Annotated in this window: 28 protein-coding genes, 17 tRNA genes and 1 rRNA gene; 4 read left to right on the top strand and 42 right to left on the bottom strand. The window is 48.6% G+C overall.

Annotated features, from left to right (window positions below):
* Nucleotides 1-56: 56 nt before the first annotated feature.
* The 24 genes from Q0V21_RS24195 to Q0V21_RS24310 form a co-directional block, all read right to left on the bottom strand.
* Complete coding sequence (locus Q0V21_RS24195; RefSeq protein WP_301880961.1) at nucleotides 57-1,172, bottom strand: phage minor capsid protein; 1,116 nt, start codon at nucleotides 1,170-1,172, stop codon at nucleotides 57-59.
* Nucleotides 1,169-2,659 carry a capsid protein gene (locus Q0V21_RS24200; protein ID WP_301880963.1) on the bottom strand — a complete coding sequence of 497 codons (1,491 nt, stop codon included), beginning with the start codon at nucleotides 2,657-2,659 and terminating at the stop codon, nucleotides 1,169-1,171. The genes Q0V21_RS24195 and Q0V21_RS24200 overlap by 4 nt, the downstream gene beginning before the upstream one ends.
* A gap of 4 nt (nucleotides 2,660-2,663) precedes the next feature.
* Complete coding sequence (gene terL, locus Q0V21_RS24205) at nucleotides 2,664-4,058, bottom strand: phage terminase large subunit (protein WP_301880964.1); 1,395 nt, start codon at nucleotides 4,056-4,058, stop codon at nucleotides 2,664-2,666.
* Complete coding sequence (locus Q0V21_RS24210; protein ID WP_301880965.1) at nucleotides 4,051-4,785, bottom strand: terminase small subunit; 735 nt, start codon at nucleotides 4,783-4,785, stop codon at nucleotides 4,051-4,053. Before Q0V21_RS24210 ends, terL begins: the two co-directional genes overlap by 8 nt.
* Before the next feature lie 221 nt (nucleotides 4,786-5,006).
* Nucleotides 5,007-5,315 (bottom strand): hypothetical protein, encoded by a 309-nt coding sequence (locus tag Q0V21_RS24215; RefSeq protein ID WP_301880966.1) that lies wholly within the window; start codon nucleotides 5,313-5,315, stop codon nucleotides 5,007-5,009.
* Between the two features lie 4 nt (nucleotides 5,316-5,319).
* The gene (locus Q0V21_RS24220; protein ID WP_301880967.1) at nucleotides 5,320-5,529 is read right to left on the bottom strand and encodes an Acb2/Tad1 domain-containing protein; all 210 of its coding nucleotides are present in this window, start codon (nucleotides 5,527-5,529) and stop codon (nucleotides 5,320-5,322) included.
* A 127-nt stretch (nucleotides 5,530-5,656) separates the two neighbouring features.
* Complete coding sequence (locus Q0V21_RS24225; RefSeq protein WP_301880969.1) at nucleotides 5,657-6,118, bottom strand: sigma-70 family RNA polymerase sigma factor; 462 nt, start codon at nucleotides 6,116-6,118, stop codon at nucleotides 5,657-5,659.
* 123 nt (nucleotides 6,119-6,241) lie between these two features.
* Nucleotides 6,242-6,466, bottom strand: coding sequence for a hypothetical protein (locus Q0V21_RS24230; protein ID WP_301880970.1), 225 nt, complete (start codon nucleotides 6,464-6,466; stop codon nucleotides 6,242-6,244).
* 3 nt (nucleotides 6,467-6,469) lie between these two features.
* Nucleotides 6,470-6,871, bottom strand: coding sequence for a RusA family crossover junction endodeoxyribonuclease (locus tag Q0V21_RS24235; RefSeq protein WP_301880971.1), 402 nt, complete (start codon nucleotides 6,869-6,871; stop codon nucleotides 6,470-6,472).
* Nucleotides 6,861-7,097 carry a hypothetical protein gene (locus Q0V21_RS24240; protein WP_301880972.1) on the bottom strand — a complete coding sequence of 79 codons (237 nt, stop codon included), beginning with the start codon at nucleotides 7,095-7,097 and terminating at the stop codon, nucleotides 6,861-6,863. The genes Q0V21_RS24235 and Q0V21_RS24240 overlap by 11 nt, the downstream gene beginning before the upstream one ends.
* 286 nt (nucleotides 7,098-7,383) lie before the next feature.
* Nucleotides 7,384-9,648, bottom strand: a complete 2,265-nt coding sequence (locus tag Q0V21_RS24245; RefSeq protein ID WP_301880973.1) for an AAA family ATPase — start codon at nucleotides 9,646-9,648, stop codon at nucleotides 7,384-7,386.
* A gap of 498 nt (nucleotides 9,649-10,146) precedes the next feature.
* Nucleotides 10,147-10,836 carry a hypothetical protein gene (locus Q0V21_RS24250; protein ID WP_301880974.1) on the bottom strand — a complete coding sequence of 230 codons (690 nt, stop codon included), beginning with the start codon at nucleotides 10,834-10,836 and terminating at the stop codon, nucleotides 10,147-10,149.
* A gap of 14 nt (nucleotides 10,837-10,850) precedes the next feature.
* Entirely contained in the window at nucleotides 10,851-11,102 is a 252-nt protein-coding gene (locus tag Q0V21_RS24255; RefSeq protein ID WP_301880975.1) for a hypothetical protein, read from the bottom strand.
* Nucleotides 11,103-11,104: 2 nt separating this feature from the next.
* Nucleotides 11,105-12,685, bottom strand: a complete 1,581-nt coding sequence (locus tag Q0V21_RS24260) for a DEAD/DEAH box helicase (protein WP_301880976.1) — start codon at nucleotides 12,683-12,685, stop codon at nucleotides 11,105-11,107.
* Between the two features lie 10 nt (nucleotides 12,686-12,695).
* Nucleotides 12,696-13,286, bottom strand: a complete 591-nt coding sequence (locus Q0V21_RS24265; protein WP_301880978.1) for a hypothetical protein — start codon at nucleotides 13,284-13,286, stop codon at nucleotides 12,696-12,698.
* A gap of 29 nt (nucleotides 13,287-13,315) precedes the next feature.
* Nucleotides 13,316-14,416: an ATP-binding protein gene (locus Q0V21_RS24270; RefSeq protein ID WP_301880979.1), complete on the bottom strand. Its 1,101-nt coding sequence runs from the start codon at nucleotides 14,414-14,416 to the stop codon at nucleotides 13,316-13,318.
* A complete protein-coding gene (locus Q0V21_RS24275; protein WP_301880981.1) occupies nucleotides 14,416-15,723 on the bottom strand; it encodes an AAA family ATPase in 1,308 nt (435 codons plus the stop codon). Before Q0V21_RS24275 ends, Q0V21_RS24270 begins: the two co-directional genes overlap by 1 nt.
* 15 nt (nucleotides 15,724-15,738) lie before the next feature.
* Entirely contained in the window at nucleotides 15,739-15,894 is a 156-nt protein-coding gene (locus Q0V21_RS24280; protein ID WP_443146323.1) for a DUF6877 family protein, read from the bottom strand.
* A 150-nt stretch (nucleotides 15,895-16,044) separates the two neighbouring features.
* A complete protein-coding gene (locus Q0V21_RS24285) occupies nucleotides 16,045-16,296 on the bottom strand; it encodes an AbrB/MazE/SpoVT family DNA-binding domain-containing protein (RefSeq protein ID WP_301880982.1) in 252 nt (83 codons plus the stop codon).
* A 43-nt stretch (nucleotides 16,297-16,339) separates the two neighbouring features.
* Nucleotides 16,340-16,531 (bottom strand): hypothetical protein, encoded by a 192-nt coding sequence (locus Q0V21_RS24290; RefSeq protein ID WP_301880984.1) that lies wholly within the window; start codon nucleotides 16,529-16,531, stop codon nucleotides 16,340-16,342.
* Between the two features lie 15 nt (nucleotides 16,532-16,546).
* Entirely contained in the window at nucleotides 16,547-16,756 is a 210-nt protein-coding gene (locus Q0V21_RS24295) for a hypothetical protein (protein ID WP_301880985.1), read from the bottom strand.
* A 64-nt stretch (nucleotides 16,757-16,820) separates the two neighbouring features.
* Nucleotides 16,821-17,684 (bottom strand): antA/AntB antirepressor family protein, encoded by an 864-nt coding sequence (locus tag Q0V21_RS24300; RefSeq protein ID WP_301880986.1) that lies wholly within the window; start codon nucleotides 17,682-17,684, stop codon nucleotides 16,821-16,823.
* Nucleotides 17,681-17,959 carry a helix-turn-helix domain-containing protein gene (locus Q0V21_RS24305; protein WP_301880987.1) on the bottom strand — a complete coding sequence of 93 codons (279 nt, stop codon included), beginning with the start codon at nucleotides 17,957-17,959 and terminating at the stop codon, nucleotides 17,681-17,683. The genes Q0V21_RS24300 and Q0V21_RS24305 overlap by 4 nt, the downstream gene beginning before the upstream one ends.
* A 5-nt stretch (nucleotides 17,960-17,964) precedes the next feature.
* Entirely contained in the window at nucleotides 17,965-18,246 is a 282-nt protein-coding gene (locus Q0V21_RS24310) for a helix-turn-helix domain-containing protein (protein WP_301880988.1), read from the bottom strand.
* Nucleotides 18,247-18,469: 223 nt separating this feature from the next.
* Between Q0V21_RS24310 and Q0V21_RS24315 the strand changes: the two genes are divergently transcribed.
* The 4 genes from Q0V21_RS24315 to Q0V21_RS24330 are packed head-to-tail and all read left to right on the top strand — an operon-like array spanning nucleotide 18,470 to nucleotide 20,783.
* The gene (locus Q0V21_RS24315) at nucleotides 18,470-18,904 is read left to right on the top strand and encodes a helix-turn-helix domain-containing protein (RefSeq protein ID WP_301880989.1); all 435 of its coding nucleotides are present in this window, start codon (nucleotides 18,470-18,472) and stop codon (nucleotides 18,902-18,904) included.
* Nucleotides 18,905-18,923: 19 nt separating this feature from the next.
* Nucleotides 18,924-19,337, top strand: a complete 414-nt coding sequence (locus Q0V21_RS24320; RefSeq protein WP_301880990.1) for an ImmA/IrrE family metallo-endopeptidase — start codon at nucleotides 18,924-18,926, stop codon at nucleotides 19,335-19,337.
* A gap of 55 nt (nucleotides 19,338-19,392) precedes the next feature.
* On the top strand, nucleotides 19,393-19,563 hold the full coding sequence (locus tag Q0V21_RS24325; RefSeq protein WP_301880991.1) for a hypothetical protein: 171 nt from the start codon (nucleotides 19,393-19,395) through the stop codon (nucleotides 19,561-19,563).
* A gap of 14 nt (nucleotides 19,564-19,577) precedes the next feature.
* Complete coding sequence (locus Q0V21_RS24330) at nucleotides 19,578-20,783, top strand: tyrosine-type recombinase/integrase (RefSeq protein ID WP_301880993.1); 1,206 nt, start codon at nucleotides 19,578-19,580, stop codon at nucleotides 20,781-20,783.
* Between the two features lie 96 nt (nucleotides 20,784-20,879).
* Here the strand turns inward: Q0V21_RS24330 and Q0V21_RS24335 are convergent.
* The 18 genes from Q0V21_RS24335 to rrf all read right to left on the bottom strand — a co-directional run bounded on the left by Q0V21_RS24335 (nucleotide 20,880) and on the right by rrf (nucleotide 22,628).
* Nucleotides 20,880-20,950: transfer RNA gene (locus tag Q0V21_RS24335), tRNA-Gly, on the bottom strand.
* 9 nt (nucleotides 20,951-20,959) lie between these two features.
* Nucleotides 20,960-21,033 (bottom strand) — tRNA-Pro (locus Q0V21_RS24340).
* A gap of 7 nt (nucleotides 21,034-21,040) precedes the next feature.
* A tRNA-Leu gene (locus tag Q0V21_RS24345) sits at nucleotides 21,041-21,119 on the bottom strand.
* 14 nt (nucleotides 21,120-21,133) lie between these two features.
* Nucleotides 21,134-21,210: transfer RNA gene (locus tag Q0V21_RS24350), tRNA-Arg, on the bottom strand.
* A 6-nt stretch (nucleotides 21,211-21,216) separates the two neighbouring features.
* A tRNA-Gly gene (locus Q0V21_RS24355) sits at nucleotides 21,217-21,291 on the bottom strand.
* 10 nt (nucleotides 21,292-21,301) lie between these two features.
* Nucleotides 21,302-21,382, bottom strand: a tRNA-Leu gene (locus Q0V21_RS24360).
* 6 nt (nucleotides 21,383-21,388) lie between these two features.
* A tRNA-Lys gene (locus tag Q0V21_RS24365) sits at nucleotides 21,389-21,464 on the bottom strand.
* Nucleotides 21,465-21,472: 8 nt separating this feature from the next.
* Nucleotides 21,473-21,558 (bottom strand) — tRNA-Tyr (locus Q0V21_RS24370).
* Between the two features lie 9 nt (nucleotides 21,559-21,567).
* A tRNA-Thr gene (locus tag Q0V21_RS24375) sits at nucleotides 21,568-21,643 on the bottom strand.
* 20 nt (nucleotides 21,644-21,663) lie between these two features.
* Nucleotides 21,664-21,739 (bottom strand) — tRNA-Phe (locus tag Q0V21_RS24380).
* A gap of 121 nt (nucleotides 21,740-21,860) precedes the next feature.
* Nucleotides 21,861-21,938, bottom strand: a tRNA-Asp gene (locus tag Q0V21_RS24385).
* A 27-nt stretch (nucleotides 21,939-21,965) separates the two neighbouring features.
* Nucleotides 21,966-22,039 (bottom strand) — tRNA-Met (locus tag Q0V21_RS24390).
* Between the two features lie 19 nt (nucleotides 22,040-22,058).
* A tRNA-Val gene (locus Q0V21_RS24395) sits at nucleotides 22,059-22,134 on the bottom strand.
* A 7-nt stretch (nucleotides 22,135-22,141) separates the two neighbouring features.
* Nucleotides 22,142-22,213, bottom strand: a tRNA-Glu gene (locus tag Q0V21_RS24400).
* A 4-nt stretch (nucleotides 22,214-22,217) separates the two neighbouring features.
* Nucleotides 22,218-22,293, bottom strand: a tRNA-Asn gene (locus Q0V21_RS24405).
* Between the two features lies 1 nt (nucleotide 22,294).
* Nucleotides 22,295-22,370, bottom strand: a tRNA-Ala gene (locus tag Q0V21_RS24410).
* A gap of 28 nt (nucleotides 22,371-22,398) precedes the next feature.
* Nucleotides 22,399-22,472 (bottom strand) — tRNA-Ile (locus Q0V21_RS24415).
* A 39-nt stretch (nucleotides 22,473-22,511) separates the two neighbouring features.
* Nucleotides 22,512-22,628 (bottom strand): 5S ribosomal RNA (gene rrf, locus Q0V21_RS24420).
* Nucleotides 22,629-22,691: the final 63 nt, after the last annotated feature.

The following is a 22,691-nucleotide window of genomic DNA, read 5'->3' on the forward strand; positions in this document are numbered from 1 at the left end:
GGACCGTGATGCTCCGGTCAACGAGCAATAGGCCCCAGCAGTCTCAGCTAGGGCCTTCAAACTCTTACCTTCTCCCGTTTGGGATCTCTACGTAAGTAATCATGTTCCTTCAGGTGAATCCGCAATTGGGCTTGCCACTGTCTAACCTTGGCCTTGTAATTCGCCTGGTTTCCTTCATCCACACTGCCCGCTTCTAGGCGCTTGTACTTACGTATCTGGCGTTCCATGTAGCGCTGTTTCTGCTCTGCCTGGTAGTTGGCCAAAGCTTTTGCATCATCGGCAGGCTTAGGCAGTGAGCTGGTCCCCACAATGAACGTAGTCATGTTATGGCGACAGTTCGGATGGAACAAACCAGCAGCAATGGCGGTACTCAGAAGCGGATACTTGCCATCAGCTTCGGTCCCGCCTGAATAAACGTCATCAATGAACACTTTGCCCTGATATGGCAGGCACAGCTTCGAACAGTTGGCGTGTGATGATATCACCACAGTTCGGATGCCGAGCTGATCCCGTTTGGCACCCTCTCCAGCAAACACTGCACGCTGGGAGGCAGTACGCAACGCCATTTCAGCATAACTGGCAACGTTGACTCTACGGCCATTGGCGTACGTGATCGAGTCGAATCCCTTTTCCAGAAAATCCTTAGTAGCCCGGTCAATAGCCTGATTCAGCGAAGCCGCTCCACTGTTCAGGTATACCTGGGATTTGTAGATGGTCTGTCTATACACATCATCCGCTTGTCTCAGCATGGCGTGGCGGGCTAATTGCAGATTGTTCTCTGCTGCATCTGCGAGAGCGTTAACCCGCTTCTCGTTGATCTTGAAGAAGCTACGGTCTGAACCATCTTCAGCTTCGATATCCGGCTTTTTGCCCGTGATCTTGTTCCACAAGCCCTTGACTGTGTTCACAACACGATCAGCCCCGCGCCGCCAGGAGCCTTTGACCTCTTCCTCTGCGGCCTTCTTCACTTCCGGCTCATACTTCTTGGATATCTGGCGTGTCTCCTTGCGGTACTGCTGGATGTCTTGCAGCTTGCGTTGTTGCCACTGCTCCCACTCTTTGCCCTCTCGTTCCTCGTCATCCTTGTGACGCTGCAGGTTACGCTGCATGGACTTGATCAGATCCATTTCCATGTCGCTGAAGATCTGGCGGATGTCATATTTCTTCTTCATGCTTCATCATCTTCGTCGTCATCTTTAGGATCAGGCGGGTCGTCCCGTTTCAGAGACGGTTCATCAAAGGTGATCCCCTGTTCATCCTTCAGGCGTTTAACCTCTTCAGCCTTCTCATCGTCAGTCCAGGTATCGCCATACATCTCTTCCACCGCACGCTCTACGCTCATCACACCGAACGTCCGGGCCTTGCCCACTGTCTCAACCACGCTGCCAAAGTCTGGAGCAGCATACTCACCGAACTTAATAGATACTTTATAATCGCCTGCTGCCCGGCTCTGCATCGTGTCATGCACCTTCAATACAGTTTCAACCAGACGGGGCAACACCTCATTCAACGCATCAATGATCTTTCCGCGGGTGTATAGCGTGGCTTTCTCCTTCTCCCGCTGCGCTTCTGCATTGTCGGTCTTCTTCAAGTCAATGCCCAACGTGGATGGCGACATAACGCCCTGCAAGCACATATCCAGAGCGCTGGCGTAGGACCCCACGAATGCTTCATACAGGATCTGCGGCTGCAACATAGTGATTTGGTTTTTACCCTCCTCAGCAAAGGAGGTGCCAATCTTGATGAACTGATTATCAAATGGGTTGGCGCGCATTGGAGCCCCTGTTTCAGGGTTCTTCGGAACCAAGTCGTCTGGAATATACTTCTGTACTCTTCCGGCTCGGATCGCGTCCCACCATTGACTCACCACTTCATCCAATGCGTCAAAGTTGTCTGACTTGCTATCGAACAGGGATTTCCCTCGCCCCTCCCACTTGGAGCTGCGGAAGAACATCAGCGGTATGGCCATAATAAACTTGCCATCGTATTCAATGTTCGCCAGTGCCGCTGTCTCAGGCAACATAGTAAGCGGAACGCCTTTACCGTAAGCGTCATAAAGCTGATACCGGATGTAACCACGTCCATAGGTTTCTTCTAAGCGGTAATCCTTGCCCTTTAGCGTGTGATCCGTAAAGAAAACAACCTCATGCAGCCTGCCCCGGTTCCGTCTATACTCCACCTGATCCCCGCTGTAGAACTCAATAATGGGATATTGGGTAACATCAGTATCCACGGTGATTTTATACGCACCATCCCCAGCCACCAAAGCGTCTATGATGTTCTGCCCTAACAACTCATCAAACGCATTGTCTTTGCTGATATCGTCCCATGCGGTTTCCGTATCCACCTCAACGGCTTCCAGATCAGCAACGACGATATCCGATAGACGTTCCGCAATCATGGCAGGCATTCCGGAATGGATTTTCCGAATCGCCATGTTTTGACTGGGTACCGCTGCCCAGAAACGCGCTTTGCCTACCGCGTCCGTCCCTGTCTGCTTGTAGAATTGATCTAACTCAGAAGCATCGCCACGGAACCATAGTCGGTTACGCAATACATTCGTCCGATATGATAGCGGCTCGGTGATTGTGACGATTCGATTCTCTGGCGCTGGGTTAATACGCAGCATTTTCATGACCATATTCTGAAACCACCCCACTTTCTCAGCCTCCTAACATATACATCGTTTCTGCGATGCCTGTCGTAGCATCTGGCGCATCATCATGGGTGTTCTTACCCTCGCGCTGATAATTGTTCATAGCCTTGTGATACTCCGGCCAGCGGTCCCGCCAGTTCACAGGGAAGTATACATGCTGCATGACCCATGTTGCATTCGATACAATACGGGCCACTTTATTTTTACTCTGATGGAACCAGCTCACGTCTGTCCGGTTACTTCTCAGTTCCTTCTCCAGAATCCGTTTGACACTCCGAGCGAATGAACGCCCCCCGTTATTACTTTCAATCCGTGCCCGATTGACCTGTAACGCAAAAAGAGCCTTAGCAACTGCCGGCTCTGTAATCTCCATAGGCTCTTTGGTGTAGATTATATCAAGCACATACGCTTCTTTGTTGTACGCACCCCATATGATGTTGCACAGATAATCCGCGCCCTCATCTGCTGAATCGCAATATGCGTAAATGCCAGTGAACAGCGGTTCTCCAGAAGTGTCCAGAGGTAGATGCTCATATGTCTTGAAGCTACTGTAAAGCTTGCCCTTGATATCAATCGGGATCTGCTGATAGTTGGCGCTGGCAATATCAGCACCCATGGCACGTACCTTCATGTTGTAAGACTCGCGGGAAAGGATCTCTTCGCAGAGCATCGTACCGTCATCCTGCAGGGCCTTCATGCTCAGGTGCCGCACCTTCTTCTTCTCCTCTGCAAAATGCTCCAGGGCCCTGCCTGCAAGGTCTCCTGTTGCCCATCGTGTCATAATGATAATGATCTTGCCGCCCTCTTCCAAACGGCTCAGCATCGTATTCGTGAACCAATCCCAGTGCTTCTCCAGAACACCCTCATTGCTCGCTTCCTCGGCATTCTTGATCAAGTCATCAATCATGAGGATCGAAGCACCAAAGCCTGTTGCTGTACCTGTAGGAGACGTGGCCAGATAGTTGCTGTATCCACCTTCCAGGCTCCAAAGGTTCATGGCTCCATCCCCTCGGCGGATCTGCACTTGAGGGAAGATGTCACTGTACACGATGATATTCTCATCAGCCTTCTCCGTGCTGATCCCGTTGCGCACCGCTTTGGAGAACGTGGTCGATAGCGTCTCGTTATAGGAGCCGGTCATAATTTTGGCTGACTGGTCCTGTCCGAATACCCACTGTGCAAACATCGATGCCGTTCGGCTTTTACCATGCCGCGGGGGCTCGTTGACGATCAGAATATCGTCGTCTGACTCATAGAAGTCCTGCATCTCATTGCACAGATCAACAAGAAACTGACGATTTTCCTGGTAGAAGTCCGGTGCCATGGCCTGGCAGAAATAGAAAAACTCACGTCTCGCCAACTCTACACGGGCACCGCGCTTGATTGCCGCAAGATTAACCATCTCGGACCAACTTCTTCAGATCCTCAGTAGTTAGCCCCTGGAACGGATCACTGACGCTAACCCCACCCGACAGCTCCACCTTATCCTTAAACATTCCCAGGTGCCGGGCGACATTCTCCAGCGCCTTCGCCTGATCATGCATCACAATTTCAAGCCCTGCCTTCGTTTGCTTAATTCCAGAGTACAGCAGCTTAGCGCCGCCCTGAAGCTTGCGGGTGTCCTCGATATGTAAATCCGGACGACCCTCGCCGCGGCATTGAGGGCAGAATGGATGTGGATCCGCCAGACGATCAAAGCCATATCCGCCAGCTTCACTCGGCAAAATGTCTTGAACCGGCTTATCCATTTCCTCTGCTTTAGCCTCGGCATCGTTAATGGCATCCTCTACCGCTTGGGCATACTCAGCCGCATCGACCCATTGGTACTGGTGATCGATTCCGTAGCAATGCCGGCACGCCAAACGTCTCAAATGGATCAGCTCGTTCGGATCAGCGGTAGCCAGATCCCACCAGCGTCGAAGCACCATATCGGCCGTAACTTCAACCTTGGCCGCTCGTTTGTCCATGGCCTCCTGGATCGCCGCCTGAACCTTAACATTACTTAACAATCTACTGGCCTGCTGTTCAGCCGTTTTGGGGCTATATCCTGCTCTGATCGCTGCCTGCTTGGCATTGAGGTCAATCAGGTATTCTTTTACAAAGTGTTGTTGCTTGGCCGTCAATGCCATATCAGTCAGCTCCTCTATGTATTTTGGCAAAAGAAAAAGCACCCCGAAGGATGCTTGGTTTACTCTTCTTCTTTGGAACACTTCTCACAAAATCCAGTTAACGCATTTTCATCTTCGTAAATGGGTCCGCCACATTTCGGACAAGTTGATTCTACTTTGCTCATGCTATCATCCACCTCCTGTCAAACACAAATTCGACAAAAAGGGATGTTTTTCCTCTTTTAACAACGACTCCGTGCCACCTGAAGAACCGGCTTCCGGTTCAGAACCTGGTGCCTCATCGGTAATGTCTTCGGTAGATCCCGCAAACGAAGCGGCTTCTTCTTCACAGGCTGCTCTTCCGTCTGCCTGAACTCCTGAATCTGTTCCCACATTTTAGCGAAGACTTCATTGTTTGCTGCAAAGGAATTCATTACGGAAATGACAGCATCCTGCAGCCGTTTGCTTAGTTGATTTATAAAATCGAGAACAGCAACCTTCTGCTGATCCGTCATCAAATTCCAATCTGCAAGTAATCTGATCCGATCCATATCGCTATTCATTCCGTGCAATAGCCGCGTTCGCCCAGAATACAGCCTGCTCCAAGTTCGTCATCGCAAGCGACTGTTCACGAGACTTCGGCGTCTGCTCGTCAATCAATTCAGCCAACTCCTTCCCCTTAGCCCGGATAGCCTCGTACTTCGCCGGTTGACCTTCTTTTGGGGAATGGTAGCTGAAATTGTTTTCAATCTGCGGATTCTTCATGAAATTGACCTCCTGAATAATTTTGTGAAACGCAAAAAAGAGCCCTCCGCAATGGAGAGCCCTGTTATAGACAGACTTATGGTGTACATGTTGTACGGCACGATGTACGGCAGTCCGTACGGCAAGATCACAAAAATTCTTTTGAAATCTTGTCTTTAGCCCGGTCCACATAGTCCTGAACCGTTCTCTTACTTAGGCCTAGTTTAGACGAAATCTCCAGAAGCGTCAACCCCTGAGCCATATGAAGCAGGAAACATGTCCGCTCCCGATCACTCAGGGCCAACAGTGCATCCACCAGCTTCAGCCGTTCAGCATCGGTGATCTCCTGCCCGGACAGCTTGATATAGATTTCCCTTTGCCGATACACGTCGGTAATCTCAGCTCCACGGCGGCTGCCTGGCCGTCTCCCGCGTTTTAACCACGTCAGGGCATATCTCATGTCCGATAACATTTCAGAGACCGTATCCGCCTCTTTCGCCTCCTGGAGATCATTCAGATCCAGACTCTTCCGGTAATTATCCAAGGCTCGGGAATCCGTTGCATATTGACTGATCAGCGTCTCAATCCACGTTGCTTTGGTATTAATCATCTCTTCCCCCTCTTTCGTCCCAATCCATCTCAAACGTAATCTGCTCTGCCGTGAAGCCGCAGCTCCTGCACACATGCAGATCCGGCTGGATCTCGCGCATATCGCTGCAGCACTCCGGACAGATCAACCTGCCTGCCTTTGTTTCTCGTATACTTCCTCCAGCCATTCAATCATCATGACCATTTGCTTTACGGCCAGTCGGTTATCCTCGTACTTCCTGCAGATCGCACCAGCAGAATCTGCAACCCACTTCCAGAAGTCAGGGCTCTGCATCCCGAACTGTCTCGCTGCATCGTTCACACCCTGGGTCCACAGGAACATGTCCCAGAAGAATGCTTTGTAGTCCATGGCCTACAGCTCCTCGATCTTGACGTAAATGCCTGGATGATCAGCCCAGAACTTCTCGATGATCTCACTGGCCACAATGGCGTCATCTGTCCAGAATCCCAGATCAGTCATAATATCAAACGGCAACTTGTTCAGGTTGTGTGTATCTGGCTTTGTCTTTTTCCACTCTCCGTCGTAATGCTTGCTACCCTTCGTAATCGGGAACAGCCACTTTACAATCACACGCAGCGCACCCGTATATTTTTTCTCAGGCACATGCTGACCCAAGTGAGCTGTTAACTTCGCACGAGCTGCCTTCAGATCATCTGGTTCGTAAAAGACAGGTTTGCCATTCACAATCGTTACCTTCTTCTCCTGGTGCGTCGCTGTCGGTGGTTTCATCGGCATAAAGAATTCAGTCACCATCGTAATCAACACCTTGCCACTTTGCTGTTTCCGGATTATAAAAAACGTCTTTCGACTGTTTGAACTGATCCCACAAGAATTCTTGTATCGCTGGCTGCTTTATCAACCACTGAACAACTTCGCTTTTCTGAATATCAAATTCTTCATCAGGCAGTTTGTGATAACCAGGAGGCATCGTCTTACCAATATCCAATTTCTTACTTCTCTTTTGAAAAGCATTTGCCATAGTTGTTACCTCCCATTTTATTCCATCTCATTTTGCAATAGCGTTAAATAATCAGGGGAGGGGGAAGGGGGATTTTTGTACCCCCTTCCCTTATCCTTATTATTATTTAATAATAGGGTCCGCCGCCGCGTGTTGCGGCAATCAGGACGTACCTAAATCCCCGCAACTTTTCGCGGAATTGCGGCAACCATGTTTCGCAAGTTGCGGCGACCATAAAATGATGATCATTGCCGCAACTTTTTGCGGATTGCAACCACCATAAAAATATGGTCTCCCCGCACTTTCATTACTCCTCTTCAGCATCCTCTTTTTTGACAATGCGGAAGCCCAGGGAACGATCAATTTCATATCCATATTTCTTTATCCAATCTCTGACGGTACGCTCGGCCACTTCTTTTCCAGTAGATCCGTACCAAGACATGACATCCATTAAAGTCGGAGGTTCACCAAAATTACAATTGTTCACGACATCCTCAAATTCTTCCGCTTTGGTCCGACGTTCCTCTTTAGCCTTATCTTTTCGTTTGCCGGAAGCCTTTTGCCAATTGGGCTTTGAATTTGCTTCATTGTCCGGATCGATGTCCTTCAGGCTGCCCACGTCATCGATGCGGTGAACCGGATACTGGAACCACATGTTAACTGGCTTGAACTTGGCATACTCCCGAAGCGTTCCCTCCACACGCCACGCTGAATGCCCGTGTACGGTTTCAATGACACGATCGATCTGTGGTTTGATATTCGCCATAACGCCTGGAATTGCACGCTTGGCGTGGTCCTCCATAGCCTTCGCACTGAGCTGATCATCCTGGGATATATGCTCCTGCAGGTATGGTGGGTTGTACTGTTTGAAGAGACGCAGGTACATCGAACAGATCGCCTTGTTCTCTTCCTGATTCCGCAACGCTTCCGGAATGTCCAGTTCCACCAAGTCAATCAGTGCATCCGGATCCCGAGCGAAAACGCCGCTACCACTTGCCCGGTCCATGGACTTCTTGCCGCCCTGAGAACCCTTAGAGTGATGATGACAGTAAATAACGCTGGCGCCCAGCTCAGTAGCCACTTTGTCAAACTGATTGGTGAAATGGGCCATCTGGTCCGCGCTGTTCTCGTCACCTGTCAGGACCTTATAGATCGGATCGATAATGACAGCAATATAATCTTTCTTTGCAGAACGACGAATCAATTTAGGAGCCAGCTTGTCCATCGGTACCGTCTTACCCCGAAGGTTCCAAATATCGATATTTCCGATGTTCTTCGGCGGTAGCCCAAGTGCCTGGTACACATCCTTGAACCGATGCAAGGCGCTGGCTCTGTCCAACTCCAGATTGACATACAGAACCTTACCCTTAGTACACTGCCAGCCCAGCCACTTATCTCCCTCAGCCAGGGCAATACTCAGCTCGATCAGAGCAAACGACTTACCAGCTTTCGAAGGACCAGCCATCAGCATCTTGTGACCTTGCCGCAGTACCCCATGAATCAAAGGTGGAGCCAACACCGGCATGTTATCCCAATAATCAGTCAGGCTCTCCGGATCCGGAAGATCATCATTCACACCCTCAATCCATTCATGCCATTCCGCCCAACTTGCACGGCCAATATTGGTATCCACAATGAACTGCTTTTTCCCGTTACGTTCAACGCCTGGCATCCGTGAAAGCCTCGAGGGATTCCGATTCTGCTTATCAATGTTCAGACCGTTTTTCTTACAAACGTTATATAGGTAGTCAACCCGCTTCCGGTACTCGTCATAATCAGCTGCATCCACTTTCACAATAGCGTGAACACTCTTCCCACCACTGTAGACCATGACAGCGATAGGCAGCTCTAGTTCCCGCATGATCGCGTTCTGCTTTTCAATGTCCATCGTGTCCGATTCAACAAGTGCGTACCGGAATTCGGTCACGTTATCGTTCTTGACCCCTTTACCATCCAACGGGTTGAACCGGATCCACGCGCCGGCAGCTGCATCGTAATCACCCAGCACGGAACCGATATCATCACCACTCTGATTGAGCGCCTGGATCAGCTCACCTGCTGTCCGATCGTATGCCCCTTTGGTGGGCAGATACTTGCCTTCATCGTTCTGCCAAGTATCCGTTACATAGCCCACGTTCTCCGATGCTTCGAACAACGTCTGCAGGTATGTGGTGAGCTGCTGAATCGGATTCCATACGGCTGGCTCGTGGATCTCCTTACCTTCAATCCAGTTCTTATCGACCACAACATAATCTCCGCCAGCAATTTCATCATCCCAACCGAGTTCCCGATCCTCTCGACCTGCAGAACGTGGTACCCATCCGTTATCCTTGGCCATCTGTGTAATCGTTGCACCAGTAACAGGGATGCCGGATCCTTCAAAGGAAGTCCACTTTCTGAAGCACTCCCCGGGACGGTACCGGCCGCTGTCCCGTTTGCTCCAATCATCCCAATCACTGGCCGTATAACCTTCATATTTCAATGCCATTCCGACGTTGACCCATTCCTGGTAATCCAGGTACGAAGGATCAACATGGTCCAGCAATGCCATAAGATCCAGTTTGTGCTCCATCCGTTTCACTACCTTCCCGTAACTCTACAAGTAATATTTTGTGTTTTCATCTACGTGGTCAGCATCGCCCATCCAAATCCGATCGTCTTCACACCAACAATCTTCATCATGATCGTACCGCCAGCAGTAAACGTCCCCATCCTTGTCTACCAGAGGAACTGTATAAGAGCTGTAGCATGGACCCCCGTCTGAGTATGTCATTTCTACGCGCCCTGTCATTGGACAGAATAATTCGCAGTACTCTTTGCCGTTTTCCCATTTAAGACGCTTCAGTTCAGGTTGTTCGGGCATCATGCTTGATCCTCCCTATAAGGCTCGATTTCCGGATCTCGTATGCATTCTCCTGTAGCATCAACGTTCCATTCCGAACCGCAATTAGGGCATGAAGGATCTTCTGGAACTTCAAGTTTAGGTATCGCAAATCCGCAACCACAATCACAGGCAAATACAATCCAAGTCATGTTTATCCGCTCCTTTGAAGGGGCCGGAGCCCCATAATTATGCCAAGTGGTCTGCAATGAAGAAGTTGCCCCAATCGTCCTTTTGAAGTGGCTCACCGAAAACTGCTTCGCGCACCTCATGAACCGATCCGCAATCATAGCAATCTACTGTCTTCTCTTCCGGAAGAATATAATGATTGCCTTTACCTCTGCATTTAGGATTCTTGCACCAGTAACGGCACTTGTAGTGGGCCACGCCGTCCTTGTACTTGATGCCAGTCACTTTATAGTCATCTACCTGCTCGTTTGTCTCAGAAGAATTGGAGATCACGTTCAGAGACTCTGAATCGATGTTTTGGTAAGCCTCGGCCAACTTTTCACCCAGTGAAGTTGAGAGAGTACGTTCAGAATGAATCATGGCTGGCTTCGTGACCCTTTTTGCATTCTCTATAACAGCATCTTTCAATATTTCTTTTACAGCCTGCTTACTCTTAATCGTGCTGGCCATGACCTTCGTCTGAATCTCAGCAGCAGGAGTTATATCCGAGGCAGATAACGGTGGAGAGATAGCCAGCGTCCGAATCGGCGCAATCACCTCAGGCTTGCTCTCCTCTTTCACCTTCAACCCGAAGGTCCCAAAGAATCCATCAATAACTGCTTTCGTTTCAGTAGAGCCAAGCTGATCCATTTCCAGTTCCCCAGATAATTGTAATTGACCATTAAAAATGTTCATGCGTACCCAACTCATATATGATTGCTCCCTTATTGGTTATTTGAACGACGTTTGATGCCCACAATCGGCCCTGTGTAACCCGCTAGTTCAAGCTGCCGCTGTGCCTTGCGGAAAACATAATCAATGTTCTCGCCTTCCTTTATCTGCCCATCCGCTTCGAGGTGTTTATTGGGAATCCACACATTCTGGTTCGTGCCACCAAGCGTATAACGCTTAGCAGCACGCCCCTCATATTTCCGATTGATCAGTTCTAATCGAATGCCCTTATAGTCCTGGATCATCGTTACTCACCCCGGTACTGTTTCGGCTCAACACCTGCAGGTACTTTCCACCCGTTCCCGGCGATCCGATCAATCATCTTTTTAGCCGAGTCAAAGGACCAGGTACCCACATGTTCAAAGCCTCGGCCTTCCAAGAAACGAATCTGTTTAGGAGTGGTCAGCCCCTCTTCACGACGCTTGTCCAAGCGTTCAAGAAGCTTCGTCGCCTTGCCGGCATTATCGATTTGTTCTGGCATGATGCCCAGCTTCTCCAATGTTTTCACTTGAGCATCAGAAGGGGGAGCCTGTTCCCAACCGAACGATGGTACATAGCTGGATAAATCCTCAGCCTGGATACTCATTTCAAACTGCAGAGGATCCACCAGGGCACGTTTACGGCGCTTCATCTCTGCCAATTGCTTGGCCAAAGCTTCCTCACGCTGGGCAACGACATCCTCAGCTGCCTGCTTCTCCACGTCTTCCAGATCCAGCGCAATACCGGCTTCCTCGATCTGCTTGGTCATGGCCTGGGCAATCTCTTCATTTTCCGCAATGAGATGTGCTGGATGGCAAAGCTCGTGCCGCTCGGTATGCCACAGGAAGTCCAACAGCAGAAGTTCTGTCTTGCCAGGGAATAGACGGGTACCACGCCCGACCATCTGACTGTACAAGCTGCGAACCTTCGTGGGCCGAAGCACTACGACACAATCGACGCTCGGACAATCCCATCCTTCGGTGAGCAACATGGAGTTGCAAAGCACGTTATATTTGCCGCCATCAAAGTCTTCTAATATCTGTGATCGATCTTGAGAATCCCCATTTACCTCAGCTGCTCGGAACCCAATCGAGTTCAGAATCTGGGTAAATTTCTGACTGGTCTTCACCAGAGGAAGGAATACAACAATCTTTCTGTCTTTAGCTACACGAAGCATTTCCTCAGCAATGGAATCCAGGTACGGATCCAATGCGGTACCCAAGTCCTGCGTTTTGAAGTCGCCTGCCTGTTGGCCAACTGCTGACAAGTTTATCTGCAGGGGAATGGTCATGGCCTTGATCGGGCTAAGGAACCCGGACTTGATGGCTTTGGGTAAAGTGTACTCGTAGGCTAAACTTTCGAAGAAGCTGCCCAAGTTTCGCATGTCGCCACGATCCGGTGTAGCCGTAACGCCAAGCACGTTGGCTGTTTCAAAATATTGCAGCACTCGTTGATAACTGTCAGATAAACAGTGGTGTGCCTCATCGATAATAATTGTGTCAAAGTGATTTGCCGCGAATTGTTGCAGTCGTTTATCTCGCATGAGAGTTTGGATACTGCCCACAACGACCCGGTACCAGCTGCCGATTGATGTCTGATCTGCTTTCTCGGTTGCTGTTTTCAGTCCAGTAGATTTCTCCAACTTATCAGAAGCTTGATCAAGCAACTCACCCCGGTGAGCCAGGATGAGCACACGCTCACCCAGCTTAACCCGGTCTTCTGTTACCTTAGAAAATACAATCGTCTTACCGCATCCGGTAGGGAGCACAAGCAACGTACGCTTGACTCCTTTGTTCCATTCAGCTTGGATGGACTGACGCGCTTCTTGCTGATAGGGTCTGAGTTCCATCGGTTACCTCCTAGAATTGACCTGGATTCCAGTTACCTGTTTGTTGTTGACCAGGAAATGGTGCGCTCTGTTGTTGAGCTGGTGGATTGTACTGTGTCTGTGGCTGATTATATTGCGTCTGTTGTTGTTGAGGTTGATAGGACTGTTGGCCCGTTGGCTGAGTGCCTGGTTGCTGAACCTCATCTTGAGCATAAAACGTCTTAATCTCATTGGCCGAACGCGGTTCACCTTTATAGGTATAATTCCGGATCTCAAGTTTCAAACGACCCTTACGTCCCAACGTAGCTGGCCAGTTCATTTTCAGGGGTTCACCTTTTCTCTTTAATCCAACCCCTGCGAAGAAGTTGGAAAGGAAGCCCTCTGTCTTACTGTGCAACAACAAGTTGTGGCTTAAAGTCACATCCCCGTGTTCTGGAGAATGAACGATAATCTCCATTTTCGCCTGATTGCAAGCAGGCATTTTTTCACTGCCGGCGAAACGTCCACGTTCAAATTTTGCTACCGTGAAGTTGTAGTCTCCAGGTGGGAGAATAGTGAAGCCTGTCCCTCCTTCATTGACAATCTCGTCATCCCAACCAAATTCTCTTTCCATTTGTGTCATGTATGAGTCCTCCTAATGTGTATTAAAATTTATGAAAACGGAATTTGTTTGTTCATATCTTGAACCATGCCGTACACTTGTTGCCAAGCTCCTACCAGGACACCATCCACAAACCCAGGGTCATAGTTGGCAATTGGTGTATCAATCGGGTAGTACCCCTTATTGCTCACCACAATCTGAATATCATTTTCTGTGACCTGGTACTGCAACATCAGATCGCGAAGTGATGCAGGGATGTTTGGATTCAGTCCCTGACTTGTATCTGCAACCTGTGCCGGAGCAGATGGAGCTGGGGTCTGGACAGTGGCAGGTGGTGGTGTAACAGGTTGAGCCGGTGGTGCTGCAGGTGGCGCATTCACTGGTGGTGGAGAGACAATCGCTTGAGAAGGACTGGCTTGTACCACGCCATCAAAGATGTGTGCAATATGGCCATAATCCAACGGCAGCTCGTCAGGGAGTCCATGTCGGTTCTTCGCATCCCATGCAGGATGGTGAGTTGTGTACATGGTCCGGCTACCACCTTGCGCCTTATGCTTCTTGCCTTTCTCATCGGCAGCCACACTGAATGTCTTGTAATTGATGAACAAAACCATGTCAGCCCATTCCTTGACGAGTGGCGCTGTACGGCTTCCCGTCTTGGCACCAAGCTTGAGCTGGTACCGATCATAGGCTCCCATTTCATCCGGCTGTTCAAACTTGATGATCTGAGCATGAGCGGTTAGCACCACATGGATTCCGGAATCGACTACATCCTGAAGGAGATTCAGGAAACGTCCAATTTCTTCGGCAACGAATACATATCCTTTTCCATAACCGAAGTCTTCAACACCGCTTTTGTTGTGAATCGCGCATACACTGCTTACAGCAAGCATCTCTGCCCAATCGACGGTATCAATGACCAAGGTACCGAAGCGGTTGCCCTGTTGCCATACCCATCTGACTTGCTCATTGAGCATCGTCCAACTTGTGGGCTTGGGTACCCGATCGACATCCATTTCTGTTGTGGAACCTTCTGTATCAATAAATACGGGACGTGGGAAGCGTCCAGCAAGGGATGATTTACCGATGCCTTCCGGACCATAGATGACGACCTTCTTTGCTTTCTGCACTTTTCCACTGATGACTTGCATCAGAACTCACCTGCTTTCCAAGTTTTTGTTTCAGCTGCAGGCGGGGCGTCCGTTGCGATCGCTTGCTCCTGTCCAGCTACATAGCCGTCTTCGATAATAATGCTGCATTCATCGCCGGTGCTGACACGTGTTGCGATTGCCTGCAGGCCCTCTTGTTCAAGCCAAGCACCAAACTCATTCAGCGTCTGCAGATCCATTTGCTCGAGCTTGTCCAGGAGAATGAAACCACAGTCTGGCTTCAACTTACGAACAATGGCTGTGGACACCTTCAGCTGATCAGATCCACTCATGTTATCCCAGCGCTGTCCGTTGTAGATCAGCTCACCATCATCCACTGACAATCCTTCTAGCGGAAGATTCGCATTGTTCAGCAGTTCTGCCTTTTGATCTCGGATCTCGTTGATCTGAGCGGTCAACTGTTCATATTGAACCCTGTAATCGCTGGCGTCTGTCTCGGCCTTGTCCTTGTCCAGGTTAGCTCGGACTTTTCGGTTAATCTCGTCAATCTGAGTAATATTCTGTTCCAGCTCAGTGGTTGATTGGTCATGCAGATCCAATGCGTCTTTCTGAGCGATACCCAGATCCGTCTGCAGCTGTGTGTATTTCTCCTGAGCAGCATTCAGGATTGCTGTCAGCCGAACGACTTCACGGCCTTGCTGCTCAAACTCCGCCTGGATCTGTGTCACACGTTGTCGCTTGAGTTGATTCTGGCCATTGCGTGCCAGGATCTCCTGTTGCTGACTGATTAGCTCTGAAGCAGAGACAGGTTCCTTCGGTGCATCTGTGAAGTAAGGCTGCTCTTTGGCAAATTTGGCTTTCTGGTCTGCAATCTGGCCAATCGTATGGCGACGGCTGTAAACCTCCTGCTCCTGCTTCTCAAAGGCATGAAGCTTGTCACCCACACCGATGATCCGGAGTAGAATGCTTGCCTTCTCTTTGTTGGTAGCATTCATGAACTTGGGAAGATCAATGGCCAACTCTTCCACAAAGCTATCCAGAAGTTGCTGACCGCCTTTCTGTCCATCCGGATCGATTACCTTCAGGTCAGAGTTCTTACCCTTCCGCTCGACTACCAGTCCGTTGGATAAGGTGAGTTGAAGATAAGGTGCCACCATCGATCCCTCACGGTTAGCTTGGGAAGGACGATATTTATTTCCACCAAGAGCCCATGCAATGGCATCCAGAACGCTTGTCTTGCCCTGGTTATTCCGACCACCGACGAGCGTAAGCCCTGCACTGGATGGCTCCATTTTTACTGCTTTGACGCGCTTTACATTTTCGATTTCGAGCTTATTAATTTTGATCATGGCGGTCACCTTTCTTTATTCAGATAAGAATCTGCGTGCAAATCGCAGTTGTTGTTCAATATAAGGGTCCGTTTCATTGCCACCAGAAGCTAGCCAGTCACCGATACGTCGATTGATGTCATTAAGAACAATGGTAGGTAGCCGGTGAGAAATCAGGGTTATTTCTTGCATTGGATTTATTTCTGTTGGGACGGGTTCTTGCTTTCCCATTTAGCTTGTCGCCTCCTTGGCGGCGGAACCGGCAAAGGCTTGTACACCTCACCGATCACCTTACCGCTATCGTCTGTGACAATATCCCAAGGGATATCTGATTTATAGAGGTCAGTGAACATTCTCAGCTGCCTGCTTAATGCAAGGTGTACAGATCTGCTTACCATGGAATAAGTTCAGACTTTCATCATTTCCGCAGAAGAAGCAGCCTGGTTGATACCTGCGAAGGATGATCTTGTCACCATCCACGAAGAATTCCAGCGGATCTCCTTCCTCGATACCGTGAACCCGGCGAAGCTCTTTCGGAATAACGACACGGCCCAGGTCATCGATGCGGCGGACAATACCAGTGGCTTTTAACATTGCATAATCCTTTCTGTCAGTGGTAAACTGACGGTAGAGTGTTTTAATTAAGTGCAGCTGACAAGGGGTAGGAGCCTTCCAGCTGCATTTTTGCGTGCAGACGATTACGATACGTGCGGTACTGCTTGTCTGCATGAGTAGCGACTTTTACATGGCCACTGCGACGCATCTGACTTGCAAGAGCCAAGTAAAATGCACATGCTGCTTTGTAATTCTGTTCTGTCATCAAGGGCAAGATTCTCACCTCCTCTCATTCGTCATCGTCATCAATTTTTACGGCATCGATGCATTGATCTGGATTGTCGCGCTTCGCAAGTCGTTTCTTCGCGGTGGGAGTTATCAGCCAGTAAATGTACGCTGCAGAAACACCTAGCGCCTTCGCACATTCATCAACGTTACCCGTAGCAATTAACTCATCGCCTCGATAGACTGCATACGCTGCCTTCTTCGTCCGACTCATGGATTCTGAACCTCCTTCATTCAACCAAAGGGTATCTAGATTACATACACCCTCACGAAGAAAACTACTTTCTCTTCCTAACTTTTCTGGACACTTTAGGCACGTATCCGCTCAGCTTTTTCAGACTGACCAGTTGAATCAACTTATCCTTGCCAGCTTCGTTATATTGGAGCTGATGAAGCCCAGACAACCGTTCACCATTCATAGCCTCGACCCTTGTGTACTCAGGCGTTCTGAGCCGGTGTTCACTTGCAAGCTTCCCGATCATGTTTACCGTAGAGCCTGTGATTACCGCCATTTCCTTTGTAGAGTACCAGCGACCTGTATAAGACTCAGAAGGATACTCACTTAATGAGGACCCTTTTTCAGGGATGGCATACTTTGAAGGTATGTCGTCTTCATATCGTCTCGGCGAATCTGCCGATTCCTCCAATACTTGATCAGCGATCTGTCTGCGGAATACAGCTTCATGTTCGCTACTCAAGAATCCATCCTTCACACTGACCCGTAAGAGTTGCAACAGCTTCACCGACTTATCAATAGCTGCCAGCTTGTTTGTAATAGTTGCGTCACCCAGAGGTACCAATGGACCGTCTTTTCTGAACCGCTTTTCCACTTCGATAAAATACCGACGTGCTTTCCTGCCCTGATCATTGTTCTCCACCATAGCCAGTTCCTTCGCCATATCAAGCTTGAGAATGTAGTCGTGGCGGGTAACATTTTGACGTTCCCCCGTTTTGGTGAGCGTGATAATGAAGTCCTCGTCTTCAATAAACGAATACTTTTCAATACGGCCTTTGATCCAAGAAGTGAAGTCTCTGCCCACATCCAGAAAGCCGCAAAGCTCTCGAGCATCTACAACTTGCTCACCGGTATCAGTCATTTGATAGATGGGCAACAATTCATTTAAAATAAGCGACTTATTCAATTCGTTTGCTCCTTTGTTTCCAGCCATTTATCTAAAGCAATCTGGCGGAAATGAATTAATGTTCTATTTCGAATAAACGGGATCACGCCATCTTTGACCATACGCCGTAGTGTAGAGTCCGAAACCTTCAGATATCTGCACGCCTCAGCAAAGTCAAATACATTGGCGTATAAAAGTTGTTCGATGGTCGGTTTAAGCTCAGCCAGGATCTCGTCCCTCAGTTCCTGCTTAATCTCCACTCGGAGTGCTTCAATAAAGCTTGCTGTCGAAGTCATGCTCATCACACTCTTTCGTTAAAGGGTACCTCAAGGGAATTTAAAAACTCCGGATGATTATGGCCTAAAGGGCCCGATTTGCTATTCTCAACTTCAGCATCTTCTGATAAGAAATAGTCAACTGTTACTCCGAAATAAGCGGCTAAAATTAAAATTTTATCTATTTTCGGGTTGTAGTTTCCGTTCTTCCAGCTGCTTAACGTTGCTGTTGAGATGCCCGTGTCCTTGGATACTTGATAAGCTGTTTTTTCTGCAGCAATTAAAAGCTTCTCGAACTTTTTATACAAAATATGCTCCTCCCTTCTAATTAAATCTATTGACTACTAGCTAAGGTTTCTTATATAATCATAGTGCGACCTAAGTTATGAAAGAAATCTTAGTCCCTTACGTTGTTTAACTTAGTTATCTAAGCTATGTTTGTATAATAGCATAGGTATCTGAGCTAGTCAACAGTATTTGGCTTAGTTTTCTGACTTTATTTTTTCGAAAGAAAAATTATGGAGGCAGACTATGTACGAAATATTTGAATTATTATTGAAGGAACATAACGTTACGGCCTATCGTGTTGCGAAAGAAACTGGCATCACTACAGCTACTTTAACAAGTTGGAAGCAGGGCAAATACACCCCTAAGCAAGAGAAGCTTCAAAAAATAGCGGATTATTTCGGGGTGACATTAGATTATCTTCTGGGCATATCTCCTGAAAGAAACAATTCAAATGAAGCCCCACCATACTATGCAATTAGCGAAAAAGATGAACGGGACATTGCTAAAGATTTGGATCGTATTATGGAAGACCTGGCAAGCGACAGCTCCTTGGCTTTTATGGGTGAGCCTATGGATGACGAGGATCGGGAGTTATTACGAATTTCACTTGAAAACACACTCCGAATGTCACGTGAGATGTCTAAGAAGAAATTTACGCCTAAAAAATACAGAAAGTAATTCCCCCAGGAGGGATTTTATGCAGCTTGCACAGTCTGAAGCTTTGAGGTTAATCCATAATTTCGGCACAAATGATCCTTTTAGAATTGCTGAGCTTAAAAACATCTGTGTTATCTTTGAGGATTTAGGAAACATCTATGGGTATTTCTATAAGTCGAAACGTATAGCCACCATCCACATTAACAATAGGCTGGATGATACATGGGCCAGGTGGACGTGCGCCCATGAAATCGGTCACCAGGTTCTCCACCCTGGTTTAAACCTACCTTTTTTAAGGAAGAACACTTTATTTCATATCGATAAATACGAACGAGAGGCACATACCTTGGCTTTGCACTTACATATAGGAAACTCTCTACCTGAGCCTGGAGAATCAAAATCTTTATTTTTGCGCAGATGCGGAGTTCCCTTGGAATTTCATACCCTATATTGATTTAACGCGCCCTAAAATAGAACATACGTTCTTTGATTGAAAGGAGGTGGAATCTATGGATTGTCGCAAATTAAAAACATCTGAAACAGGATATCTTTCACTCCCTGTTGATGATCAAATTGTAAGGGCTCCTGTATTTGATAGAATTTTTGTGAAAAATGGTCTTCTTATTGGAGAGCAAATTGATACAGGGGTATTGTTTATCATTGAAAAACTGAAAGCTTAGAAAGGAAGAATGACATGGCTTGGAATGAACATCTGGGGGGCAACAAGTATAAGATTGTGGAGCGAGATCCATCCAAGGCATCTAGACCCAAGAGGTCTGTTACTGTCTACATGCCGGAAGAGATCGCACGTTCAAAGTCGGATAAGAAGAAAGAAGCTTGGCTTGCGCTTGAAGAAGCTAAATGGAGTGAACAAGTAATAGCGGGAAAGGTAGTTAAACAGGAGGACATCACCTTTAAGGACTTTATCCCAATGTGGGAAAAAGGATACGCTGCGGGAAATATGGGAGAATACACACAGAATGTGAACCTGTATAATCTGAACAAATATGTAGTTCCAGAGTTTGGCCACCTGAAAATCAGTAAAATAACAACCCTGTACCTTGTCACCTTCTTCGGAGAGTTACGGCGCGAGAATGGCAAAGAGTTCGCCACTAATTCGAAATTGAATATCTACAAAGCGGTCAAGTCTGTGTTTGACGCTGCTCATGAGTGGGAGCTGATCGCGAAAAATCCAATGGATGGTGTTCAGCGTCCACGAACCAGTAAGAAAGAAAAGAAAGCCATGCGTGGGGTTAAAAAGGCATTCGATACCTCAGAGACAGAATCGGTCCTCCTGGCTCTATATGACCTCCCGGATAGGTGGAGACTCTATTACACTGGCTCGCTTCTTGGCGGCTTCAGACGGGGCGAATACTTGGCCGTAGAATGGCCTGATGTAGATTATGTTCGGAATGCCATCTGGATCGATAAGCAAATCACATTTGATAAAGAAGGCAAAAAGATTGAAGGCGAAGTGAAGACAGAAGAGTCCGAGGGTTGGGTAGCTATGCCGAAGTGGTACATGGCTCAGCTCAAGGAGTACGAACGATTATGGAAGAAAGAGAAATTCCAATGCAAAGATTGGGCTGGAGAGAATAAATCATATGTATTCCATGGCGGGAAAGGAATTATGTACTTCCCTACGACCCCCACAAGCACCTGGAGGAAGTTTTTACAGAAGAAGGGCATTCCACATGTCAAACTACATGGGTTGCGACACACGGCAGCCATGTTGCTCAGAGAAAGCGGCGCGGATCTCAAGACTATGCAGGAACGATTGCGGCATACCAAGATCGGAACGACAGCCGATATCTACACGCATCAGTCTGAGATGGTCTCCAGAGACGCCGCAGACCGTTTAGAGGTGTTTGATCCTAAAAAGTTGCGATTTGCCCCATGACCTGCCCCATGAACAAAAATAGTCTAGTCGTATGTCGAATTTTGGGTAAACAAAAAACCCTTGGTGGGCAAGGGTTTCAGGCGTTACAACTTACAAAGCGGGTGATGGGAATCGAACCCACGCTATTAGCTTGGAAGGCTAAAGTTCTACCATTGAACTACACCCGCATGTAAAAATCGGGATGACACGATTTGAACATGCGACCCCCTGGTCCCAAACCAGGTGCTCTACCAAGCTGAGCTACATCCCGTTATCTATACCGGCGAGAGGACTCGAACCTCCACGGTTTCCCACTCGATTTTGAGTCGAGCGCGTCTGCCATTCCGCCACGCCGGCATATGAAGTTATAATGGCGCGCCCTGAGAGATTCGAACTCCCGGCCTTTTGATTCGTAGTCAAACGCTCTATCCAGCTGAGCTAAGGGCGCAAATATTGGAGCGGACGACGGGAATCGAACCCGCGACCCTCGCCTTGGCAAGGCGATGCTCTACCGCTGAGCCACGTCCGCTTATAAAGGATGCGCGTGGAGGGACTTGAACCCCCACGTCAAAGACGCTAGATCCTAAGTCTAGTGCGTCTGCCAATTCCGCCACACGCGCATATGATGGTGAGTCATGAAGGGCTCGAACCTTCGACACCCTGATTAAAAGTCAGGTGCTCTACCAACTGAGCTAATGACTCATAGAAACTGGTGGAGGATGATGGATTCGAACCACCGAACCCGTACGGGAGCAGATTTACAGTCTGATGCGTTTGGCCGCTTCGCTAATCCTCCAGAATTACATGGTGCCGGCGAGAGGACTTGAACCCCCAACCTACTGATTACAAGTCAGTTGCTCTACCAGTTGAGCTACACCGGCGTATCCAATCATGATGAAAATGGTGGCTCGGGACGGAATCGAACCGCCGACACGAGGATTTTCAGTCCTCTGCTCTACCGACTGAGCTACCGAGCCTTATAAATGGCGGAACCGACGGGATACTCTCACTTCGTTCGAGACTGCGAAGCTGATGCTCTCGAAGTGAATGCTCCGACGAACCCAAAAACGGATTCTCATCCCTGAAGCAAAATCAAGATGGCGGAACCGACGGGATTCGAACCCGCGATCTCCTGCGTGACAGGCAGGCATGTTAGGCCAACTACACCACGGTTCCAGATCACTTTCTTAAAAGAAAGTATAATTGCGGGGGCAGGATTTGAACCTGCGGCCTTCGGGTTATGAGCCCGACGAGCTACCGGGCTGCTCCACCCCGCGTCGTTATTTAAAATCTATATGGTGGAGGCTGAGGGGTTCGAACCCCCGACCCTCTGCTTGTAAGGCAGATGCTCTCCCAGCTGAGCTAAGCCTCCATATTTATGACCCGTAGGGGATTCGAACCCCTGTTACCTCCGTGAAAGGGAGGTGTCTTAACCCCTTGACCAACGGGCCTTAATGGCTCCCCGAACAGGACTCGAACCTGTGACAACTCGATTAACAGTCGAGTGCTCTACCAACTGAGCTATCAGGGAATGGTGGAGCCAAGCGGGATCGAACCGCTGACCTCCTGCTTGCAAGGCAGGCGCTCTCCCAGCTGAGCTATGGCCCCATACACTTTAGTACATCTGGTATTACTATGGGCCCTGGTGGACTCGAACCACCGGCCTCACCCTTATCAGAGGTGCGCTCTAACCAACTGAGCTAAGGGCCCTTATGAAAATATCGAAAAAAAATACCCCAAAGGGGTTTCGCTTGGCGGCGTCCTACTCTCCCAGGACCCTGCGGTCCAAGTACCATCGGCGCTAGAGGGCTTAACGGTCGTGTTCGGGATGGGTACGTGTGGAACCCCTCCGCCATCGCCACCAAACGCATAGCTTAGCCTTACATTTCAGAGTTTATTCTCTGAAAACTAGATCCGAAACGAAATTTG

It is taken from the genome of Paenibacillus sp. 11B (assembly GCF_030487755.1).
Classification (GTDB): Bacteria; Bacillota; Bacilli; order Paenibacillales; family Paenibacillaceae; genus Paenibacillus; species Paenibacillus vandeheii.

Excerpts from the sequence above, each read along its gene's own strand:
- Q0V21_RS24325 (WP_301880991.1), top strand. The coding sequence starts at position 19,393 with ATGGATTGTCGCAAATTAAAAACATCTGAAACAGGATATCTTTCACTC.
- Q0V21_RS24225 (WP_301880969.1), bottom strand. The coding sequence starts at position 6,118 with ATGATTAATACCAAAGCAACGTGGATTGAGACGCTGATCAGTCAATAT.
- Q0V21_RS24305 (WP_301880987.1), bottom strand. The coding sequence starts at position 17,959 with ATGACTTCGACAGCAAGCTTTATTGAAGCACTCCGAGTGGAGATTAAG.
- Q0V21_RS24320 (WP_301880990.1), top strand. The coding sequence starts at position 18,924 with ATGCAGCTTGCACAGTCTGAAGCTTTGAGGTTAATCCATAATTTCGGC.
- Q0V21_RS24255 (WP_301880975.1), bottom strand. The coding sequence starts at position 11,102 with ATGATCCAGGACTATAAGGGCATTCGATTAGAACTGATCAATCGGAAA.
- Q0V21_RS24260 (WP_301880976.1), bottom strand. The coding sequence starts at position 12,685 with ATGGAACTCAGACCCTATCAGCAAGAAGCGCGTCAGTCCATCCAAGCT.
- Q0V21_RS24240 (WP_301880972.1), bottom strand. The coding sequence starts at position 7,097 with ATGGCAAATGCTTTTCAAAAGAGAAGTAAGAAATTGGATATTGGTAAG.
- Q0V21_RS24315 (WP_301880989.1), top strand. The coding sequence starts at position 18,470 with ATGTACGAAATATTTGAATTATTATTGAAGGAACATAACGTTACGGCC.
- Q0V21_RS24280 (WP_443146323.1), bottom strand. The coding sequence starts at position 15,894 with ATGCAAGAAATAACCCTGATTTCTCACCGGCTACCTACCATTGTTCTT.
- Q0V21_RS24235 (WP_301880971.1), bottom strand. The coding sequence starts at position 6,871 with ATGGTGACTGAATTCTTTATGCCGATGAAACCACCGACAGCGACGCAC.
- Q0V21_RS24230 (WP_301880970.1), bottom strand. The coding sequence starts at position 6,466 with ATGGACTACAAAGCATTCTTCTGGGACATGTTCCTGTGGACCCAGGGT.
- Q0V21_RS24265 (WP_301880978.1), bottom strand. The coding sequence starts at position 13,286 with ATGACACAAATGGAAAGAGAATTTGGTTGGGATGACGAGATTGTCAAT.
- Q0V21_RS24220 (WP_301880967.1), bottom strand. The coding sequence starts at position 5,529 with ATGAAGAATCCGCAGATTGAAAACAATTTCAGCTACCATTCCCCAAAA.
- Q0V21_RS24210 (WP_301880965.1), bottom strand. The coding sequence starts at position 4,785 with ATGGCATTGACGGCCAAGCAACAACACTTTGTAAAAGAATACCTGATT.
- Q0V21_RS24250 (WP_301880974.1), bottom strand. The coding sequence starts at position 10,836 with ATGAGTTGGGTACGCATGAACATTTTTAATGGTCAATTACAATTATCT.
- Q0V21_RS24245 (WP_301880973.1), bottom strand. The coding sequence starts at position 9,648 with ATGGAGCACAAACTGGATCTTATGGCATTGCTGGACCATGTTGATCCT.
- terL (WP_301880964.1), bottom strand. The coding sequence starts at position 4,058 with ATGGTTAATCTTGCGGCAATCAAGCGCGGTGCCCGTGTAGAGTTGGCG.
- Q0V21_RS24275 (WP_301880981.1), bottom strand. The coding sequence starts at position 15,723 with ATGATCAAAATTAATAAGCTCGAAATCGAAAATGTAAAGCGCGTCAAA.
- Q0V21_RS24195 (WP_301880961.1), bottom strand. The coding sequence starts at position 1,172 with ATGAAGAAGAAATATGACATCCGCCAGATCTTCAGCGACATGGAAATG.
- Q0V21_RS24270 (WP_301880979.1), bottom strand. The coding sequence starts at position 14,416 with ATGCAAGTCATCAGTGGAAAAGTGCAGAAAGCAAAGAAGGTCGTCATC.
- Q0V21_RS24295 (WP_301880985.1), bottom strand. The coding sequence starts at position 16,756 with ATGAGTCGGACGAAGAAGGCAGCGTATGCAGTCTATCGAGGCGATGAG.
- Q0V21_RS24215 (WP_301880966.1), bottom strand. The coding sequence starts at position 5,315 with ATGGATCGGATCAGATTACTTGCAGATTGGAATTTGATGACGGATCAG.
- Q0V21_RS24330 (WP_301880993.1), top strand. The coding sequence starts at position 19,578 with ATGGCTTGGAATGAACATCTGGGGGGCAACAAGTATAAGATTGTGGAG.
- Q0V21_RS24285 (WP_301880982.1), bottom strand. The coding sequence starts at position 16,296 with ATGTTAAAAGCCACTGGTATTGTCCGCCGCATCGATGACCTGGGCCGT.